General features: G+C 47.5%; 20 protein-coding genes. All 20 read right to left on the reverse strand.

Translation table 11 applies throughout. From position 1 onward, the window contains the following. Nucleotides 1–472: 472 nt before the first annotated feature. A complete protein-coding gene (locus tag H627_RS19470; protein WP_051225440.1) occupies nucleotides 473–1363 on the reverse strand; it encodes a peptidoglycan amidohydrolase family protein in 891 nt (296 codons plus the stop codon). Continuing rightward, nucleotides 1347–1739 carry a phage holin gene (locus tag H627_RS0113195; protein ID WP_027829327.1) on the reverse strand — a complete coding sequence of 131 codons (393 nt, stop codon included), beginning with the start codon at nucleotides 1737–1739 and terminating at the stop codon, nucleotides 1347–1349. Before H627_RS0113195 ends, H627_RS19470 begins: the two co-directional genes overlap by 17 nt. After that, the gene (locus tag H627_RS0113200; protein WP_035441101.1) at nucleotides 1729–2028 is read right to left on the reverse strand and encodes a hypothetical protein; all 300 of its coding nucleotides are present in this window, start codon (nucleotides 2026–2028) and stop codon (nucleotides 1729–1731) included. The genes H627_RS0113195 and H627_RS0113200 overlap by 11 nt, the downstream gene beginning before the upstream one ends. Before the next feature lie 14 nt (nucleotides 2029–2042). Continuing rightward, nucleotides 2043–2183, reverse strand: a complete 141-nt coding sequence (locus tag H627_RS19815) for an XkdX family protein (protein ID WP_081674927.1) — start codon at nucleotides 2181–2183, stop codon at nucleotides 2043–2045. A 2-nt stretch (nucleotides 2184–2185) separates the two neighbouring features. Beyond that, the gene (locus H627_RS0113210; protein ID WP_027829329.1) at nucleotides 2186–2536 is read right to left on the reverse strand and encodes a hypothetical protein; all 351 of its coding nucleotides are present in this window, start codon (nucleotides 2534–2536) and stop codon (nucleotides 2186–2188) included. Nucleotides 2537–2642: 106 nt separating this feature from the next. Beyond that, nucleotides 2643–3077, reverse strand: coding sequence for a hypothetical protein (locus H627_RS0113215; protein ID WP_027829330.1), 435 nt, complete (start codon nucleotides 3075–3077; stop codon nucleotides 2643–2645). A 2-nt stretch (nucleotides 3078–3079) separates the two neighbouring features. After that, on the reverse strand, nucleotides 3080–4570 hold the full coding sequence (locus H627_RS18420) for a BppU family phage baseplate upper protein (protein WP_035441103.1): 1491 nt from the start codon (nucleotides 4568–4570) through the stop codon (nucleotides 3080–3082). Next, a complete protein-coding gene (locus H627_RS20360) occupies nucleotides 4494–4724 on the reverse strand; it encodes a hypothetical protein (protein WP_152319475.1) in 231 nt (76 codons plus the stop codon). The genes H627_RS18420 and H627_RS20360 overlap by 77 nt, the downstream gene beginning before the upstream one ends. Then, the gene (locus H627_RS0113225) at nucleotides 4717–7551 is read right to left on the reverse strand and encodes a phage tail spike protein (RefSeq protein WP_027829331.1); all 2835 of its coding nucleotides are present in this window, start codon (nucleotides 7549–7551) and stop codon (nucleotides 4717–4719) included. The genes H627_RS20360 and H627_RS0113225 overlap by 8 nt, the downstream gene beginning before the upstream one ends. Then, on the reverse strand, nucleotides 7533–8276 hold the full coding sequence (locus H627_RS0113230; RefSeq protein WP_027829332.1) for a hypothetical protein: 744 nt from the start codon (nucleotides 8274–8276) through the stop codon (nucleotides 7533–7535). The genes H627_RS0113225 and H627_RS0113230 overlap by 19 nt, the downstream gene beginning before the upstream one ends. Beyond that, nucleotides 8273–12976, reverse strand: coding sequence for a tape measure protein (locus H627_RS20180; RefSeq protein WP_051225441.1), 4704 nt, complete (start codon nucleotides 12974–12976; stop codon nucleotides 8273–8275). The genes H627_RS0113230 and H627_RS20180 overlap by 4 nt, the downstream gene beginning before the upstream one ends. 5 nt (nucleotides 12977–12981) lie before the next feature. Continuing rightward, complete coding sequence (locus H627_RS0113240) at nucleotides 12982–13248, reverse strand: hypothetical protein (RefSeq protein WP_258457777.1); 267 nt, start codon at nucleotides 13246–13248, stop codon at nucleotides 12982–12984. Beyond that, on the reverse strand, nucleotides 13196–13552 hold the full coding sequence (locus tag H627_RS0113245; protein WP_027829334.1) for a phage tail tube assembly chaperone: 357 nt from the start codon (nucleotides 13550–13552) through the stop codon (nucleotides 13196–13198). Before H627_RS0113245 ends, H627_RS0113240 begins: the two co-directional genes overlap by 53 nt. Nucleotides 13553–13733: 181 nt before the next feature. Next, a complete protein-coding gene (locus H627_RS0113250; protein WP_027829335.1) occupies nucleotides 13734–14381 on the reverse strand; it encodes a phage tail protein in 648 nt (215 codons plus the stop codon). Between the two features lie 12 nt (nucleotides 14382–14393). Continuing rightward, nucleotides 14394–14765, reverse strand: a complete 372-nt coding sequence (locus tag H627_RS0113255) for a DUF806 family protein (RefSeq protein ID WP_027829336.1) — start codon at nucleotides 14763–14765, stop codon at nucleotides 14394–14396. Further along, nucleotides 14762–15181: an HK97-gp10 family putative phage morphogenesis protein gene (locus H627_RS0113260; protein ID WP_027829337.1), complete on the reverse strand. Its 420-nt coding sequence runs from the start codon at nucleotides 15179–15181 to the stop codon at nucleotides 14762–14764. The genes H627_RS0113255 and H627_RS0113260 overlap by 4 nt, the downstream gene beginning before the upstream one ends. A gap of 2 nt (nucleotides 15182–15183) precedes the next feature. Continuing rightward, nucleotides 15184–15525, reverse strand: a complete 342-nt coding sequence (locus tag H627_RS0113265) for a phage head closure protein (protein ID WP_027829338.1) — start codon at nucleotides 15523–15525, stop codon at nucleotides 15184–15186. Then, nucleotides 15518–15850 (reverse strand): head-tail connector protein, encoded by a 333-nt coding sequence (locus H627_RS0113270; RefSeq protein ID WP_027829339.1) that lies wholly within the window; start codon nucleotides 15848–15850, stop codon nucleotides 15518–15520. The genes H627_RS0113265 and H627_RS0113270 overlap by 8 nt, the downstream gene beginning before the upstream one ends. A gap of 72 nt (nucleotides 15851–15922) precedes the next feature. Next, nucleotides 15923–17116: a phage major capsid protein gene (locus H627_RS0113275; protein ID WP_027829340.1), complete on the reverse strand. Its 1194-nt coding sequence runs from the start codon at nucleotides 17114–17116 to the stop codon at nucleotides 15923–15925. Then, the coding region (locus tag H627_RS0113280) for a head maturation protease, ClpP-related (RefSeq protein WP_027829341.1) at nucleotides 17116–17767 on the reverse strand (652 nt) is incomplete at its 5' end. The genes H627_RS0113280 and H627_RS0113275, both read right to left, overlap by 1 nt.

The raw sequence follows: 17767 nt of genomic DNA on the forward strand, positions 1-17767 counted from the left end.
CCCGGTCAACACCGGTGTAAAACACGACCTCGGCGTCCTTGAGCTTCACTCGTGCCGCAACCTGCGGTTTGACCAGCGGCTTCGGCGACCGGTCGGTCACCTGGATCGGCACGATATCTTTGATTTGAACCATGAAAGGCCTCCTTGTTTACTTGATAAACCAAGTTTACAAGGAGGCCTGCACCGGGTCACGATACCTATGTCAACGACCGCTTACGTTTTCTGTGCAAGATTTGTGCACAGTCATCGTAATTCGATCAAATCCAGACAAAAACAAAACCCCCGAAACGCCGGTATAAAGGCATTTCAGGGGTTCAAGTAAACTCAGTTCGAGTCAATTACGGAGAGCGAGGGATTGTAATATACGCTCCAATCGCAGTGATACCGGTGTTTCTAAAAAATCTGTGTAGTAATTGTGTAGTGGGGCAATTTCCCACAAAAAAAGCCCGAGGCCTAAGCCCCGGGTTTTCTGCTACAGTTCGATGTTCACTTTGCTGGCATCAACGTACCCGCCAATGTTGACATAATTCCCGTCCTTGCTTACACCAACGACTTGCCAGCGACTGCCTTTGGGCAGATACTGGACACCTGCTTGATTAGGCTTGGGCTGAGCTTGCGTGTAGGCACCGTCAGCAGTCACCCGAACCACGGTGCCTGACCAGTCGCCCGCGGCTCCCTTGTTGATCTTTACTACCGCATCTGCCGGGTCGATCCAGCCGCCCACGTTCAGCCGACCCTTGTTCACGTCTACGACGACCCAAGATGTGCCATAAGGCAGGCGCTTAAGCACCTTGCCAGTGTTATCCCACAAGGCGGCCCCATTGGGGTTAGTGATCCATGCCACGCCGTAGGCAGTGACTGGTGCCAAGCTAGTCAATTTGCTCAAATCCATATCGGTATCATCTCCTTGATCTGCTTCTTGCGCACCGGCATACCGATACGCATAAAAATAGGGACACCCATCGGCGGTCCAGTATCTGTCGTGATTATTAATACTCACACCATTGTGCGCGTAGTTGCAGTGGATAATGTTGTCGTGGTCAACAAAGATACCCGTGTGGCCACCAGCACCTGCACTGTCGCCAATCTTGCCCCAGATGAACACGTCGCCGCGCTGGGCATTCCAATCGCTGTTATCTGCTACCCGTTGCCAGCCGTTATTCAACAGCCAGGAGTGCATACTTTCAGTGTCGAGTACATAGCCAGCACTAGGCATTCCACCTGCTCGCAAGGATGCATAAACAGCGCCTGAGCAGTCAGCTGTGCCATCGGTTCCCGTGCGACTGTGGTCCATTGAATAGGTCACACCAGCCTTTTGCAGCTGATACATGTAATTGATTGCGGCATCAATGCTGAACGACATTACTGTCAGCTCCATTCGCAGTGGTTTCCGTGGCAGAGCCGTCTGGCAGAGTGTCATTGACCAGCTGGCCCTGCACATTGGCTTGCAGCGGTTCAGCCGGTACCGGATCAGGCACGGTATCCTTAGCTGGTTTAGTGTAGGTTAGTGCCTGGGCACTGTCGGCAACACCGGCTGTCGTAGGGTCAGTTACTACCCCAAGAATAGCCAGCACGGCGAACACTGCATTGATCACACCCGTCAGTTCCTTGCCCAAACTGGCAAAGTCCCAATTATAGCCAAACACCGCAGCGACCGCTTGCCCGACCAATAAAATAGCTGGCACCAAGGCCAGCCAGAATTTAACAGACAAAAAACGTACTTTCCAATTAATCTTCATTGTGATTGTCGTCTCCTTTGATTCCTGCATGATCTTCTAGACGGGTAATTCGTTCCGAGTGACTGCCGAGTTCTTTGTCATGTTCCTTGATGCGCCCATTAATCGACGCAAGTGTTTGCTCGTGGGCTTTGAGCTGTTGCCCAATCTGCTCAGACAACATCTGAATATCAGCTCGCAGCGGGTCCAGAGCAATTTTCTTAAACAGCCAGCTGCCAGCACTCACTAGCACCCCAAGGGCAGTCAGTGTTTCAGCCCATTCAGCGATTGATAGACCTAAAATGATATGCATAAGTGGCCTCCAATCTATGCTGCCGGTGCCACATAATCCTCGCCCGTTGCTTGCTTATACTGGTCAGCGGTGATTTCGCCAGCTTGCACAAAAAGTTGCATATCGGGAATAGTGAACAATCCCATCTTGTAGTACATCAACACGAATCTGTCCATGTTTAGGCCTCCTTAGTGGTAGTAGTTGCTGGGTTAGTTAATGAAGAAATTTGCTTCTGCAGTCCTGCCAGCGTGCTTTTAATCGTTGTAAACTGCAACATGAGCATTGCAGCGTTTGCTTGCAATGCTGTAATGGCCGCAGTGGTTGGGTCAATTCCGGAATCAATCCATTCACTCGTCTGCCAGTCATATTTTGCAATTTTTCCTTGCAATTCGGCTGGGATCGGGTCAGTCGTCTTGGGGTATTCTACTGGTACATATTGGGGGACATAATCAATATGATAAAAGTTACCGTCCTGCTGCTGAACAGGATAGGTCACGAATACCTGTTTATACGTGTCTGTTTCTGCCAAAATAAATCAATCCTTTCTAGTTATTGCTTTGCCGTCTGAAACTTGTACCGGTCAGCTGTAATTTAACCCGTTTATACGTGTCTGTTTCTGCCATTTTTATTCTCCTTTATCCTGCGTAAATTCCTACTACAGTTACTGGACCGGAACCAACGGTCCCCAAAGGTAAAGAACGAATCTGTAAAACATTTTTACCACTAGAATCATCAAACAAAAGATAAAACGATACTGTACAATCAATGTATCCTTGATAGCCGCCAGTTTGCACGGGGAAAACAATGCAGCCGTTTTTTATACTAATAGGTGTATAGTTCAGTGTTTCCTTTGCACTGGTAATATATTTATCAAGTTTAATCACGATTGACTTTGTCCCAGCCGGGATGTCAACATCAAAATAATAACCACCCCCATTGATTGTCTTTGGCCCTGAAAATAGTGTGACCACATCACGATAAACACATTTGCCGCCATAATAAGCTCCGGCAATTTTTTTACCACCAATCATCAGGCCCGTCATTTTTTTACCACCAATCATTATTCCCATGACTACACCTCCGGCCAAACATACAAAGCCGTGGGGTGGGTAGCCGAGTTGCTGGTGGCCGTTGCCTCATCCGCCACAGGAACTACCTTGGCATCCACAACCGCCTGCACCTGTGTCGCAGTCTGATAGGTGTTTGCTGCATCTGCTGACTTTAAGTAAGGTGAGAGGTCCGGGGCGGCGGAGCTAATTGCTGCGGATACGGCGGCCATCGTTGCCAGCTGCTGCCAAGCACTCCAGCCGCTAGCTGCTAGCATCCGGTAATACACAATGCCGTACCGGTCATCAATCGCAATCTGCTCCACTCGTTTGTCTGTGCTGGACGTGTTGGCGATGACGATCACCAGCCACCAGCGGTCGGTGATTGGCGCATTAGTGATGCCGTTCATCAGCCAATACCGGCCAGAGGTTTGAAGCGTGTCGAGGTCGCCAGACCAGAGCTGGGCATCGTTGGCGGCCTTGAGATATGGCGTTAAATCTGGTATCGTGCCATCCTTCCCATCGGCGCCTTTAAGTGTCGCTAAAAAGTCGGCCTGTGTACCAGTGTGGCCGGAGTCCAGCCATACTTGATAAGCTGATCGGCCATCATCGCCCTTTGGCCCTTGCAGCTCACCGCCATCGGTCCAAACGTCGTTTTCCCAGATGTACAGGTGGCCTTGCACCACATAGGTATCCCCCGGCGTGTTGCCAGTGGCCGGCAGCTTATCAGTGGAATCAGCTGATCCCTTGAGCTGAATACCCGTGCCGGTATCACCTTTGCTGCCTTTGATATTGCCGCGCAACACCCACTTACCGTTTACTGCTTGATACAAACTGTCGTTGCTGTCGATGACTAATGTGCCGTCTGGCTCCGTAGTCATATCACCAGCGGTGACTGCTTTATCAGAGATAGTAATGCTTAACCCGTCTTTGCCATCTTTGCCATCCTTACCTGGTGTGCCTTTGTACTTTGGGTCATTAGGAATGTCATTAGCCAATGCTTGTGCTGCTTGCGCGGCTTGATTTGCATTACTGGCAGCGGTGCTGGCGCCTGAAACTGCATTATCTAGTGTCTGCTGAGCACTATTGACGATGCCTTGCAGCTGAGCCTTAAGTCCAGACAATCCGCTGATGTAGTCGCTGTTGTCGAGCGTGCCGGAAATATCATTATCGACCACGATTGGGATGTTCTGCGTGCTGTCGACTAAGGTCCCATCCGAGTTGAAAATTTCAAACCAACCAATTCCGTTTGCAGCAAACACTTGGCTGTGAACTGGATATGTGACGACACCGGTCTTGGGGTCATTGGCTATGGTCACATTGTCATCAGATACTGATTTTCCGCCCGCTTTGGCATCCTTAAATCTGACCAGCATGCCAGTCAAATCATAGGGTGCACCGTTATAGTCAGACAGTTCAGCAGTTAAACTCAGACCACGCTCACTTTGCCGCAGATGCAGCTTCTGCTGGCTTTTCTCCCGCTTGTCCATTGTCAGTGTCAGTCTTGGCAGTGTCATTCGCATCACCTTCCTTCCTATTTAACTGTTCCTTAAGAATCTGGTTAGCTTGGTTCAATTCGTCTACTTTTTGCTGTAGGATGCCAATCTGTGTAGCCATGCCAGCCATATGATTAGCCAGCGTACGTGTTGCATAGCTCATCGTGTTATCCATGATCCATCCCATTCTTTTGTAGTAAGTAGTGTAAGTTTTTGACATCAATCAGCTGCAGTGATTCTCCCTGAATTGTTAATGAGGTCGGTCCTAAGGCACTGGTCGCTGATCCATTGGTAATGGAAAAGCCATTTGCATAAGACATCACAGCGTAGCTGCTTCCGCTTTTACTTCTAATAAAAATATCTCCGTCTATCGAGCCGCCATCAATTTCTGCACCTTTAATCACCGTGCCTGTAATCGAATTGCCGACAATGTAATTAGCTCCGATGTTTCCGTTAGCATCAACAACGGATGTCGTCTTGCCCGTGCTAGGATCGGTGTAAACTAAGCCGCCTGCGCCTAGGCTGCCAACTTGTGTTCCGCTGCCATTGAAAAAAGTGACGTCATTGTTGTTGTAATGCACGATGCTGGCTAATTCATTGGCACTTTGGACTTGCCCACCAACATAATCTTTGAAGCTGTTGATGTCTTGATCGATAGTTTCCTTGAATTGGTTTTCCCATTCCGTCTGCTGCTCAGCAGTCTTGATATCACCGGCCTTAAACGCTGCATTGGTCGTGTCGATTGCTTTTTTCCAAGCCAAGTCCATGTCATCCACGGCATCACTATTTTTTTGGGCCGCCGTGCTAGCCTTGTCTTCCGCCTTTTTTACCCATGCCGCCAGATCGTCTGTCGTTGTTAGCGGCCGATTGCCAATAGTAACTTGCGTGTTAGCTTGCAACAGTGTGTCGTAAATCACATTAGTGACTTCGGCCTTGATGCTTAGATTGATCTCTGGCAGAAACACGGTAACAACGTCATAACAACGGACGCTTGTCAGATTGCTGTAATGTCCTTGCAGCTCGTCGTAATCGATGGTCAGCGTGATCTGCGGCTTGCCAATGTTGTTGTCTCGAATGTAGGCCTGAGTAATTGAACGAAGGTCATCCACATTGTCGATGTTGTAACTGCTTGCATCGAAATTGGCGATGCGCTGGTGCTCGTATTGTTGCCCATCTGGCATCGGTACGGCAATGTATTTTTCAGGCAGGGTTACCGTGACTTCTGTGGCTTCTGCAGTCATGTCATCAGCGGAACCACTTGGATCAACATCAGTGTTATTGCCAAACGTCAGATAATCCGCCTGAATCCATTCGTTCGTGCCGATGTTATACCAGGTGGCCCCGCCACCACTGCCTTGGCCATAGATCGTGACTTGATTGCCTGTGTTGTACTGCTTGACCCGAGTATTCCACGTGCCTGGTGAATTGTAGCTCCAAACTGTGTCGGAAGTATCACTGCTCGTGTCACTACTGCTGGCATCACCCCCTACTGGCTTTGGTTCCACAGCATTAGCCGCCGAAAAATCCATGTATTGGCCATCAATCCATCGGCTGCCGCCAAGGTCATACCATGTGGTGCTTCCACCAGCCGCCTCACCGTAAATTTGCCAGCGAGTGCCGGAACTAATCATGCGGACAATCGAGCCGTTGAAGCTGGGCCGGTTCCACAACGCAATCTTGCCTTTATCGACCTTTGCTGTGCCGATCCCGCGTACTTTTTGATAGGCATAGTCTTTAGCTTTATCAACCGCAACATATTGTGCATTGACCCATTGATTGCCGCCCAAGTTGTACCAAGTTTGGCCTGATTCGTCAGTGGCTTTGCCGTATGCATTCCACGCCGATCCATTAGCCATATATCGACCCGTCACATGACGGCCAGCCCAGGGACTGTCCCAGATTGCCACCTTGCCAGGGCCTACGTAATTGACTGTAATTACGCCATCATATTTTGAAATTACCCCTGGTTTGTCAGCCAGACCAGCTGCGATCGTGCCCTTGCCGGTGGCTTTGTTACCAACGGTGTTGGGGAACTGTCCTGTTGCTCCTTTGTCGAAGCTCAGATAGTTACCGTCGACCCACTGCTTACCACCAAGGTTGTACCAAGTGTGATCGTTGACCGTGCCTGTTTCAGCATAGCTATAAATCTTAAATCGTGAACCGTTGGTCAGTGTCTTGCCAGTCGCCACTTGCCCTTTGAATGGGGTGTCAAACACGGGCAATCCGCCTGTGCCGGCGTACTGAATCATTGCCGTGCCGTCTAGTGCGACCACATTGCTGTCATCACCAGTGCCGGTCTGGCCAGGCGTATATTTGCTGATTGGGCGCACGGCAGTATATACCCCGGCTACCGTGTCCGTGTTCTGCAGTGACTTCAGATGCTTGCCGTATTTGATAACAATGCCGGTATCTCGTCCAACATGGTGTTCGAACGTCCAGGCGTAGTTATCAAACCACCATTCGGCGTTGTACAAAGACGTAAAGCTGGGGCTTTTGCTGTCGCGGCCGAATAGAATGCTGCTCAGCTGGTCGACTTGAGTAGCGTCCCAGTTTACGATGGCCACATCGGTAATGCTGCTGTTGACCGTTACATCAGTTGGCTCGGCTAAATTTGACGCTACCATTGACCATACTTGGCTAGGACTAGCATTGGCCGTGCTTACATCGGCAGTCAGCACATTTCCAGACAAATCTGCAGCCACATGAGTAGCAATAATCGTCATTTCGCGCTGATTGTCTGACCAATCACTCTCAACTGAATTGATGCGGAACATCTGCTTGTTCCAGCCATCGCCAACGTCTGCCAGCAGAATCCTATCTTTCAGCAAGCGGTCGGCGTTAGACTGCGTGTATTCGCAAATCAGTGTCATTTGTGGAAATTGGTCATACACTGACTCCACTTGGCAGCTGATCACATGCTCCACGTGTCCCAGCCCTAGCGTGGATTGATCGTCTGTGCTATGTTCGTAAACCAGTGGAATTTTTAAAGCAGCGTCCGCCATCTTGGCATCACCTCCAATGTAATATTTGTAAGTGTTCCGAACGTGTTCTTACCAGTATCAAGAACTGGAAACGCATAATTGTCGAACTGTACCATGCTCGGCTGATAATTGTTAGCTGCGTCATAGACTTCCTCGGTTTCTGAATCAACATACAGGTCGCCATTAAGCCCCAGAAAATTATATGTTGTGCCGTTCAGCACGAAGCTGCCGTTACCAGTACCTTTAACATGCCATAGTGGCAATGCACTATACAGCCGTGGATTGTTAATGACCGATCCGGTGCCGACCGGTTGGTATTTATCGCTGCCGGTCTCGTAGGCATAGGGTAGGCAGCTGAACGTCACCGAGAATGTGATTACTCCTTTGTTCATCGTAAACGGTGTCAGGGCACTGGGAACAGCTCGCCAGTAATAATCTGGATAGCCGTCGAATGCCAGTATTTGATACTGGCTTAAATCCATGCCAGAAAACAGCCAGTCTTGGACTGCACGGTGCAGCGGAGCAATATCGGCCTGCTGAATAGGGCGATATGTGGTGAAATTGAACACTTGGGAGACATTATCAAACCGGTTATTGGACTGAATTACTGCCGCTGACTGGCCGCCAATCTGCGTCAACGTCGATGAGAACAGCCCACCAGCCAGTTGGCTGCTGTCGTAGGTAATTGCTAGACCGAGATCGGCACTGTTTTGCCCATTCCATGTGATACCGCCAATGGCTGTCAAATAATCACCCCTCCTCTTAACTTCTGGTTATTCATTTGTTGCTGCTGATACGGGGCTAACAGCTTAGCCAGGTTTCGAAGCATAGAACTGTTGCTTGCCCCTGACGTGTTATCACTCTGACCACTCTCGACGGCCAAAGTAAGTAGGCTGATAATAGCATCCAGCTTACTGCCCACATCGCTGTCTGATTGACCATTGTTGTTGGAAGAAGCACCCAAATTCTGATTGATATTGGTCACTGCTTGTCCTAACAGCTGCCAAGCTCGAGATGCTTTAGCTGCGCCTAGTGGCAATACTGTTTCAGGCCCATCTTCGCCGATAATGGCTGAAAGCGGACGATTGACTAAACCACCGTTGGCTAAGAAGTCAATCTGTTCACCAGTACCAATGTTTCCCCAAGCCCCTGAATGCATATAAGCATTGATTGTTGCCATGATTTGGTCTTCACCATTGAGAATATTAGTGTGACCAGGAACAGCATAGGACATGAATGTTGATGGAATGAATTGCAACAATCCTTCGGCTGGGTCACCATTCGCCATGTTCTTATCCCAAACTGTCTGTCTAATGGTCGGGTTACCGCCTGATTCCCTAGCGATTTCACGCACGAATGCTGCGGCTTCACTTGAAATACCATTTGGCGGGTTAGCGCCCATCTGCTGCATCAGCTTTTCGACAATGGGCAACCATGCTTGGGCTTGTTTTGGCTGTCCAGCAACACTACTTGCTTCCATTTCTTTTGCTGAAGACTTGAGCTTAGAAAACAGAGAGGCAATACCATTTACATCTTGATCTCGCATGCTTTTACTTGTTTGCCGAGCCAGTGAACCTGCTCCATGAACAGAATTGACATCGAATATTCTGTCAGCCAATCCAGTGAAGAATTTAAGAGGATTGCCAATCTTTTTTAGGATTCCCTTGACTGACTTGCTTACTTTGTCCCAAACTTTAGACACTGTGCTCTTGATTCCGTTGAAAAAGCCACTCAAGTCTCCTAAACCATTTGCATAACCCGGCAAAACATGGCCTAATTCACCTGATAACACTTTGGCAGTGTCACGAGCGTTCAAAATGTAGTCACCATTTGCAACATTGGTCAGTTGTGGACCATTAGTGCCAAGCAGTTTGTATTGTCCTGACCATGGTTGGTACTGCAATTCTGGTCCAGCTTCACCAACTAATGCCATGCCGTTCTTGACAGCACCACCATTTGAGTAGGCTAAGCCACCAATTTCTGTATAACCATAATCGCCAGAGCCTGTGGGAGCTGAGCTTCCGCCAAAGAACTTGACAACTTTATTCCACCAGCTGTTTAGACCACTGAAAATACTATTCGTGCCAGTAGCTTGATGGTGAGCAGCTTTCAGACTACTGTTTGCTTGCTTTGTTGAATGACCTACTACCTTTTTAGATTGCGATGCCGCTTCAGTTGATACACCTGTATCTTGTAATTGTTGCTGAGTGATGGCTTCTGACTTCTGCTTGCTGATGGCAGAAACTGTGGATTTGTATTGGTTTGTGGCGTGTTTCGTAACGTTGGAATATTGGTCTTTGGCCGCTGAGGAAGTGTCGTCCCGTTGTTGTCTTGCCTTCGATACGATGGCATCATACTGAGACTTTGAGATACTACCGGTATCTTTGTATTCGTGCGTTGCGGCAGCTACTGTACTCTTGTATCGAGTATCGGCAGCCTTGATAATGGCATCTCTAGCTTGTTGGGCCGGTCTAACTGCAGCATCATATTCTTTTTTAGCATTCTTGGCCGTGCTCTCAATTTGCTGCAAAGACATCGTGTTTTTACGCTTATTGAATGCAGCCAATAGCTTTTCTTGTTGGCTAGCACCAGACTTGACCATAGATGTAATCTTGCTATTGTTGGTCAGCTGTTGTTTTGCGTACTGATTAGCATAAGACTTGTACGAAGCTAGCAGTTCCTTGTTCTTTTCATCTTCGTACTGCTTGCTGTTTGTACCATATTTCTTAGCCAGTGCCAGCAACTTAGTTGTGTTACCACTGGCAATTTTTTCAGACTGACTGTAGTAGGTATTGGCGTCCTTAGCCATGGTGGCATAGGTTGACTTTTTAGCTTTTGCTGCTGCTGCATCTGACTTAATTTCTTTGGTCAGCTGAGCATCAGCCTGCTTTTGAGTTAATACCCCCTCTTTGACTAACGTCTGTAAATCCTTAGACGACGCTTTTTCTTTATTCGCATAGTATCTATCGACTGACTTTGACATATCGGCATAGGTTTTATCAACTGATTGCTTAGCCTTTGCCATTGACTTAGGATCAGTGCTAAATGAAACAACCAATTTTTTAGACAGTTCTTTTGTATACTTAGCCATGCTGTCGCCCAAAGCCTTGGTGTCTGCACTGATTTTAGGTGCTGGCATCGTAATACCCTTAGAAGCAGCGTCAACAGACTTTTGAATGTCTTTAGCCCATGTTTGAGCTGTCTTTGTACTGCCTAATGCGTCACCAATGGCAGAGCCAAATTTAGCACCGGCCGCAGTTCCTTCTGGTCCGATCAATGAACCAACAGCGGCACCAATACCTCCACCAATTACTGAGCCAGTGGCTTTAGATGCGGCTGCTATCTTTTGCTGTTCATTGTTGCTTACCAGAGATGCTACAATACTGCCGCCCACATCAATAGCAGTGCCAGTGGCGGCTAGGTTAGACGTGCCTTTGAGCACACGGCTTCCTAATCTGGCCTTTGAAGCTGTATTTTCAACATTACTAATTGCTGGTGCCGCACCATCGCTTGCGCTTTCAGCTTTATTGATTAGGCCAAAGTTAGAAGCAATCTTGACGAACAGTTTTGAATCAGCTAAGTTCTTCAGGTTTGTGTACACTCGTCCAACTGAACTAGCAAAGCCAATGGCCTTTTTCGTCATCCATAAGCCAGCAATGATGTTGACTGCGGTCTTGATTCCATCCTTGTTCTGCACAATTTTGTCCAGAATGTCATGGATGGTAGCCAGTGGATTTTTCATAGACTGTGCATTTTTTCCGCTGATACCAAACCAGTTAGCAACATCTTTCAAAATGCCCTTGAAACTGTCCCAGACATAGCTTCCTGCAATTTTAACAATGTCGGCTAAGTCCGTGACGATGCCACCAATATCTTTTTGGTGTTGAGCAACATAGTTTAAGAGGTCCGAAGCCTTCTGTGTGATTTTAGCAATTCCTTCGCCAGCAGACGTAAACAGCGACTGCACAGCAGCAGACTGCAAAACGTTAACCACGGAGTTGATACCAGTTGATTGGACAGATACCAGAGGCTTAGCCATTTTGGCTTCAATACTTTGCCAGGCACCTTTTAATCTTTGCTCAGCGCCCTCGGCCGTGTTGCCAAAGTCAGCAAAAACAGTTTTGCTGCTCCCACCAATTTTAACAATCAGGTCTTGCAGCTTTTGACTGGACATTTGGCCGCCAGAAACCATCTTGTTGAATGCTTGTTCGGACATGCCGGCCGCTTGAGCCAGTGCAGAGCCCAAGCCAGGTGCAGCGTTCTCCATTCGCGTCAAAACACCAGTGGTTAACTTGCCACTGTTGAAGGCACGCTGTAAAGACTTCGCCATGGAAGTACCAGCATCGCCACTCAATCGCAATTTATCAGACAGTGTAGCCACGCCAGTAGTCAGCTCTTGTGTTTTTTGAACACTACCAGTCATGCCATAGAACCGCTTTTGCAATGTGTCCACTTGATCGGCGGATAGATTGGTCTCAGATTTCAACTCTCGCATTTGATTGATCAATGCATCGGCACCAGAATCTGATACACCTAGGGACGTCCATATTCTTTTGGCCTGCTCTCCAGCTTCTGCAATTTGCAGTCCCTGCTGTAATACTGTTTTTCCCTGCGTCTGAATCGTTGTCCAAACAGAGCTGATTGCATTACTAATCAAATCCCCGGAAACAATTTTACGCAGCAGCCCAGGTGTTTTGTCGGCTTGTTTGTTTGTGCTGCTAATTGCATCTTTGATTCTGGTGAATATTGATGGATTGGCCTTGTTCATTTCGTCTTGAAGGCCCGTCATGCTGCTCTTAGCTTTGGCTATGCTGGTAGCAGTTTCGTTAATACGGTTCTGCTGAGTCCTGTATGCGTCGCTGTCTTTTCCCGATGCAGATGCAATCTTATCTAGCTCAGCTGATTGCTTTGATAATTGTTCATTAAGGTTGCTAATACTGGATTTGTAGCCATTAATCTGGGCTTTGTTTGCTTCCTGTTGCTTGCCCTCAGCCTGTAAGCGCTCAACATAAACCTGATTGGCTTGTGACGCTTTCCGGTATTCATCTTGCAACCCTGCTAAACCGCTCTTTTGGTAGTCCATGGCGGTTTTTGCTCTGTCTTGCTGAGCCTGCATTGATGCTAATTGCTTGCTGGCAGCATCAATTTGCTGTCCATACTTCAAGAATTGCTGGGCAGTTTCACTAGTATTGCCCTTTAATTCAGCTTGTTTTGCTTTAAGAGCGTCAATCTTGCTCTGCTGTGCTTCTATAGATTTGCCCAGGCCTTCATATTTGACTTGGGCAGCGCCAGCCATATCGCCGGCTGATTTCATCTCAGCTTCTTGTGCTTTCCAAGCACTCTGGCTTGACCTGACCACAGAAGTCAAAGATTTGACGGATTCACTGGCACTCAACAGGTCCAGGGCGATACTTGTGCTCATTGTTGCGTTAATTTGTTGTGTCATTCAAATCACCCTTTCTCTTGTTGTTTGTACTGCTCAAACATCTGGCCTGGATCAACTGGCCTATCTTTTTCTGGCTTGGCATTCAATAACTCCATCAGCCCAAAATAATCTGCATTCCAGAACTGGTCAGACGTCCAATGCATGTTGACCATTGTGTTCTGTCCAAAGTAATCAAAGTCTTCAAGCTTATTTTTTAATTCAAATACACGTTCAGGAGCACTAGTCTTCTTCGCTTTTGTCCGCAGACTGGCTTTGTTTCTTTGCCATTTCAATGTCTTCTTCGCTTAAGCCTTGAACACGCAACACCACGTGATTCGCAATTCGTAACGTGTCGTCAAATGACAGATTATCCAATTTCTCCTGCTCATCTTTGTTCAGTTTCAACGTGTCAATAATGTATTGTTCAGTGCCATCGATTGTGTCTAGGCTCATGTGTAGCTTTTCTGGCACAGTCTTATCATCGCCATCGTCGGCTTCCGCCATGCTAAGCTGATATTTCAGTGTGTTGCGCATCAACCGGTTAGTTACTTTTACATAATGCTCGCGGTTGCTTAAAATTTGTTCTTTAATTTTCATATGTGTACCATCCTTTGATTTTTAGTATTAAAAATGCCGGCTTGATGACTCGCACATCAATGTGGCTGCTGCCGGCTGTTCAGCTAATGTTAGGACTGCTGTTCTATCGTTCGAGCTCTATAGTTACTCATCTGCTCATTCTTAATTGCATCAGAACCGGCTTCTCAGCACTAACTAAATGTTAGTGAGTTGTTGTGCCAGAGCCTGTGCCAGAAGCTGACCCACCAGCTGGTGGCGTTGGCAATACATATCCGCCGAACACCTCTTTGTACATGTTGGCCTTGTCAAAGTTTGCGTCCAAATCGCTGTACAACTTGTAGGGCGCGCCATTAAATGCATCAGTTGTCAAAGCCGTATAAGTTAGAGCATCATCAGCCTTTTGAATGGCGTTAGTATTAGTTTGCAGGTTGGCGCTAGGCTCGCTCAGGATACCGTCACCGAATCCGTAGTAAACATAGTTCAATCGATTCAGTGTTTGGGTCGTAATAAGCATCGCTACATGAGCTTGAATACCTTGGTCGGTATACCCACCCTTTTGGTCGTTGATCATGCCTTTAATTTGTTGCTTAATGGCAAAATTCAAATCGTTAATGTCGAGAGCCACACTAGGCTCGGCCTGCGGAATATCGACGGCTTGCACTCGATTAAAGCCATACGTTTTGACCGGTGTGCCATCCAAGCCAGTAATATTAGCAGTCTTTCCGCCAAGGTCTGCACGGCTAACAACATAAATGCCATCAGTCCCCAAGCCTTTACCCGTGCCTGTGATCAATTTCTGGTCTTGGTCAACCAGGGCAAAAGCAATACCATATAAACCTACTGTTGCCATTTAATCGTCTCCTTAAATGTTTTTTGTTCTGCTGAAATAGAACGTGTTGTTCAACTGCTGCGTGTCAGGGCCTAACGTGCGTTGCCTAACAGCAGCCACTTGCCAATATTGGTGAGTGAATGCCTTCATCACGGCTATATCGATGATCTCCGGATCAGTTTCAAGCTCCTGTGAGTACCAAATCTGTACTTCTACTTCCTGATTAAGTGACCAAAAGTCATTATTGCCAAAGGTTGATGGATCGTTGGCGGAATCAGTGACGAGAACAACGGTTTTATCTTTGCTGTCTACCAACTCCTTCGGCAGGTTGTTGCCTTCGATTGCGTCAATTCCAGCAATATTTGCTTGGCTTAGAATAGATACAGCATCATCTACTGCGCTCATTTGTCTCCACCACCGTTCAACTTGGCGATAATTTCCTTATACTTCTCGGCTTCAGCCATGAACACATCATCTTTGGCATCATCTCTGGCATTATCCACAAAATGGTCTCCGCGAATATGCTTAGTACCATCATTCAAGAATCTTGCCACGAAAGCCTTATCGCCAAATCCAGCAACAGATTTACCATTGTGCTCTTTATCAATATCACCAGTGGAAGAGCTAATATCTTCACTCAGATGCCCATACTTTCCGCCGGTACCTTTAGTGTCCGGGTGTTTAGCCTTCGTATCTTCAGTGAGCTTTTCAGCTAACACATCTGCGCCAGCTTTTGTTATTTTTTCTTGGTCTTTAATGCTCAATTGTGCCGCTTTATTCACCTGTTTAAGCCACTGATCAAGTGCTACATCCATGTCCATCGCTACGCCCCCTTAGTTGTTTTAACTAGGGTCAGATAGTCATAACGAATAGCATCGTTACTGTCATCTGGGCTAATGTCTGAAATGTCATACACAATACCATCAAGGCGTGCCTGCTGCTGTGCAGCGTTCCTAGTATCATGTCGGGTGATGATCGTGATTGAATTATCTAAACGTGTTCCCACAAGCGTGTACTGCTGGGTAAGCGTCCGTTTCTGCTGTTTGTAATGCAGGCTATAAGCTGGAGCAAAGCTGGTGACATTGATTCCGGCACCAGTCTTATGTGATTGTGGAGAACCTAACTCAACCTTGCGGCTGAAATCGGCCGCTTTAAAATTAGCCATTAGTCCCACCAACCTTTGCCGCTTGATCACGCTGAATCTTCCAGCGAATACTGTTGATCATGTACGCGTAGCTAGGCGGATAGGCCTTTATTTGGTCAGACAACGTGCCACGGCTGTAGTACATGAAGTCAACTAGCACCCGAACCGCCTGATTGAACAGAGGGTACGTTCGATAAACTTCAACCGCAATCGTGTCATCAATAGCCCCAATTATTGCTTCTTCTGCGGTACTGATCATGCCAGCAAGAACCGAAGCATCCCCATCGGTATCAAGATTAAGATATTGCTGCATGTCTTCCGGGGTAACCCCTTGACCATCTGCCATATTCAGCCCTCCCTTAATAGCCGCCCGTCATTATTGGCGAATTGTTTATTTCTTAGGCGACTAATAGTCGTATTACTTGCCAGTGCCTGAAGTTGAACCGGATGTTGAACCAGATGCAGCATCTGTGTTGGTTACAAAATATCCGGCATTGCTATCGGCCTTTTCAACACCAAATCGGAATGCGGCACCGAGATACTGGCCCCAAATTTTATCGTCAATCCATGAAAGTGTTACCTGTTGACGATCCGCAAATAGGACACCGCGCTTCAAGTCACCAACAAATGCCTTCTGATCACCTGCAGCAGAGCCGAGAAGAGTATCACCAACAACATAGACGGGAACGCCAAGGATTGTGCCCTTAGCAGTGCCATCGGTGATTGAATCAGACGCATCATGAAGCAAGTAACGACCATTCTTGTCCTTCAAAGTATCCAACGTATTGAACAGGGATTGAGTGACAACCAGCGCACGACTGTAAGCCGGATCCAAGTCAACATTCAGAATATGCTTAAGGCTATCTACAAGAGTATCAGTGGTTGTTGCCTTGGCTGTGAATGACTGCAATACAGGCGCAATCATCGCATTGTAAGTGTTGACAGACTTCTCACTGATAGACTGGCCAACGAGTGCGGTCAAGTCGACTGCTGAATCGGCGATGGCTTCTTCTGAAATCGGGATGGACCCGCGATACGTGGTCACCGACCAATCCACTTGAGTAAAATCTGGTTCAGCAAGTGCTGGATTTTCAGCCAGCTCTGCCACACTAGAAAAACGATCAGTTGCTCGTTTCAGGATTGGGTATGTGCCCTTAGGAGTGGTAACCGGGGTCTTGGTGACCAGAGTGGACAGATCCACAACCGAATTTACTTCTGCGGTAGGGTCATAAATAATTTCTTCCGGAATCAGTACGCCTGCTTCGGTCGAAGTGACGTGACCGGCTGCGGCATCAACCACCTTGCCATGACTATGAAGGAAGTCGTTGATGGCTTTCTTCTTGGCATCAATTGGCTGCTTAGACAGGTCTGTACCCTCCTTGTTCTTGTCATCTTCTGCCTGATTTTTGGGCTCTGCCGGCTTTTCGGCCTCCAGTGCTTTAATCTGATCGTTAATAGCGTCCCGACGTGCCTTGGCAGCGGTCAAGTCGTCCTTGATCTTTTGAAAATCGTCAACGGAGGCATTATCATCTTGCAACTTTGCGTTTAATTGAGCGTTCAAATCAGCGCACTTGGCACTGACATCGTTAAAAAGTGTTTGTAACTTGTCCATTATTGGACCTCCTTTTTTCCATAAAAAATAGCCAGCTTCTTGTTTAGCAGATTGTTCTGCTTTGGAAGTTGACTACGTAATTTGTTGTTCTCATCTTTCAGATTCTTGATTCGTTGAACCGCTTGATGTGAAATAATCGGGCCTACCGCATTTACAATTGGCGTATCGAAGTCTAGCTTTTCATCTGCCAGTCCTAATTCGACAGCTTGATCAGCGTCCAGCCACGTTTCTTTGTCCATCAATGCTAAAAAGTCGTCGGCAGGCTTCCCAGTTTTTGCAGAATACAGGCTTGCGATTGCGCTATCGGTAGTTTGCAGCATCCCAGAAGCAGCATCCATCTCATGAGAGTTTCCGCTGGCATCACTTGATGCGCGGTGGATCATCATCTTGGCGCCTGGAGCCATCTGAACTTTGTCAGCGCCCATGGCGACAATGGTAGCGGCAGAGTACGCATTTGACATCACCTTTGCAGTCACATTTCCTTGATAGCTGCGCAAAGCATTGCAAATTTCTGTCGCCGGATCGACCTCACCACCATTTGATGTAATTTCAAGCGTGACATCGGAACCGTCCGTTGGCAGAGACCCAATCACATCAGACGGCGAAACAACTGCTTCTCCAAACCAATCACGATAAATCGGAGCGTCGTCG

It is taken from the genome of Schleiferilactobacillus harbinensis DSM 16991, from assembly GCF_000425885.1.
In the GTDB taxonomy this organism is placed as follows: domain Bacteria; phylum Bacillota; class Bacilli; order Lactobacillales; family Lactobacillaceae; genus Schleiferilactobacillus; species Schleiferilactobacillus harbinensis.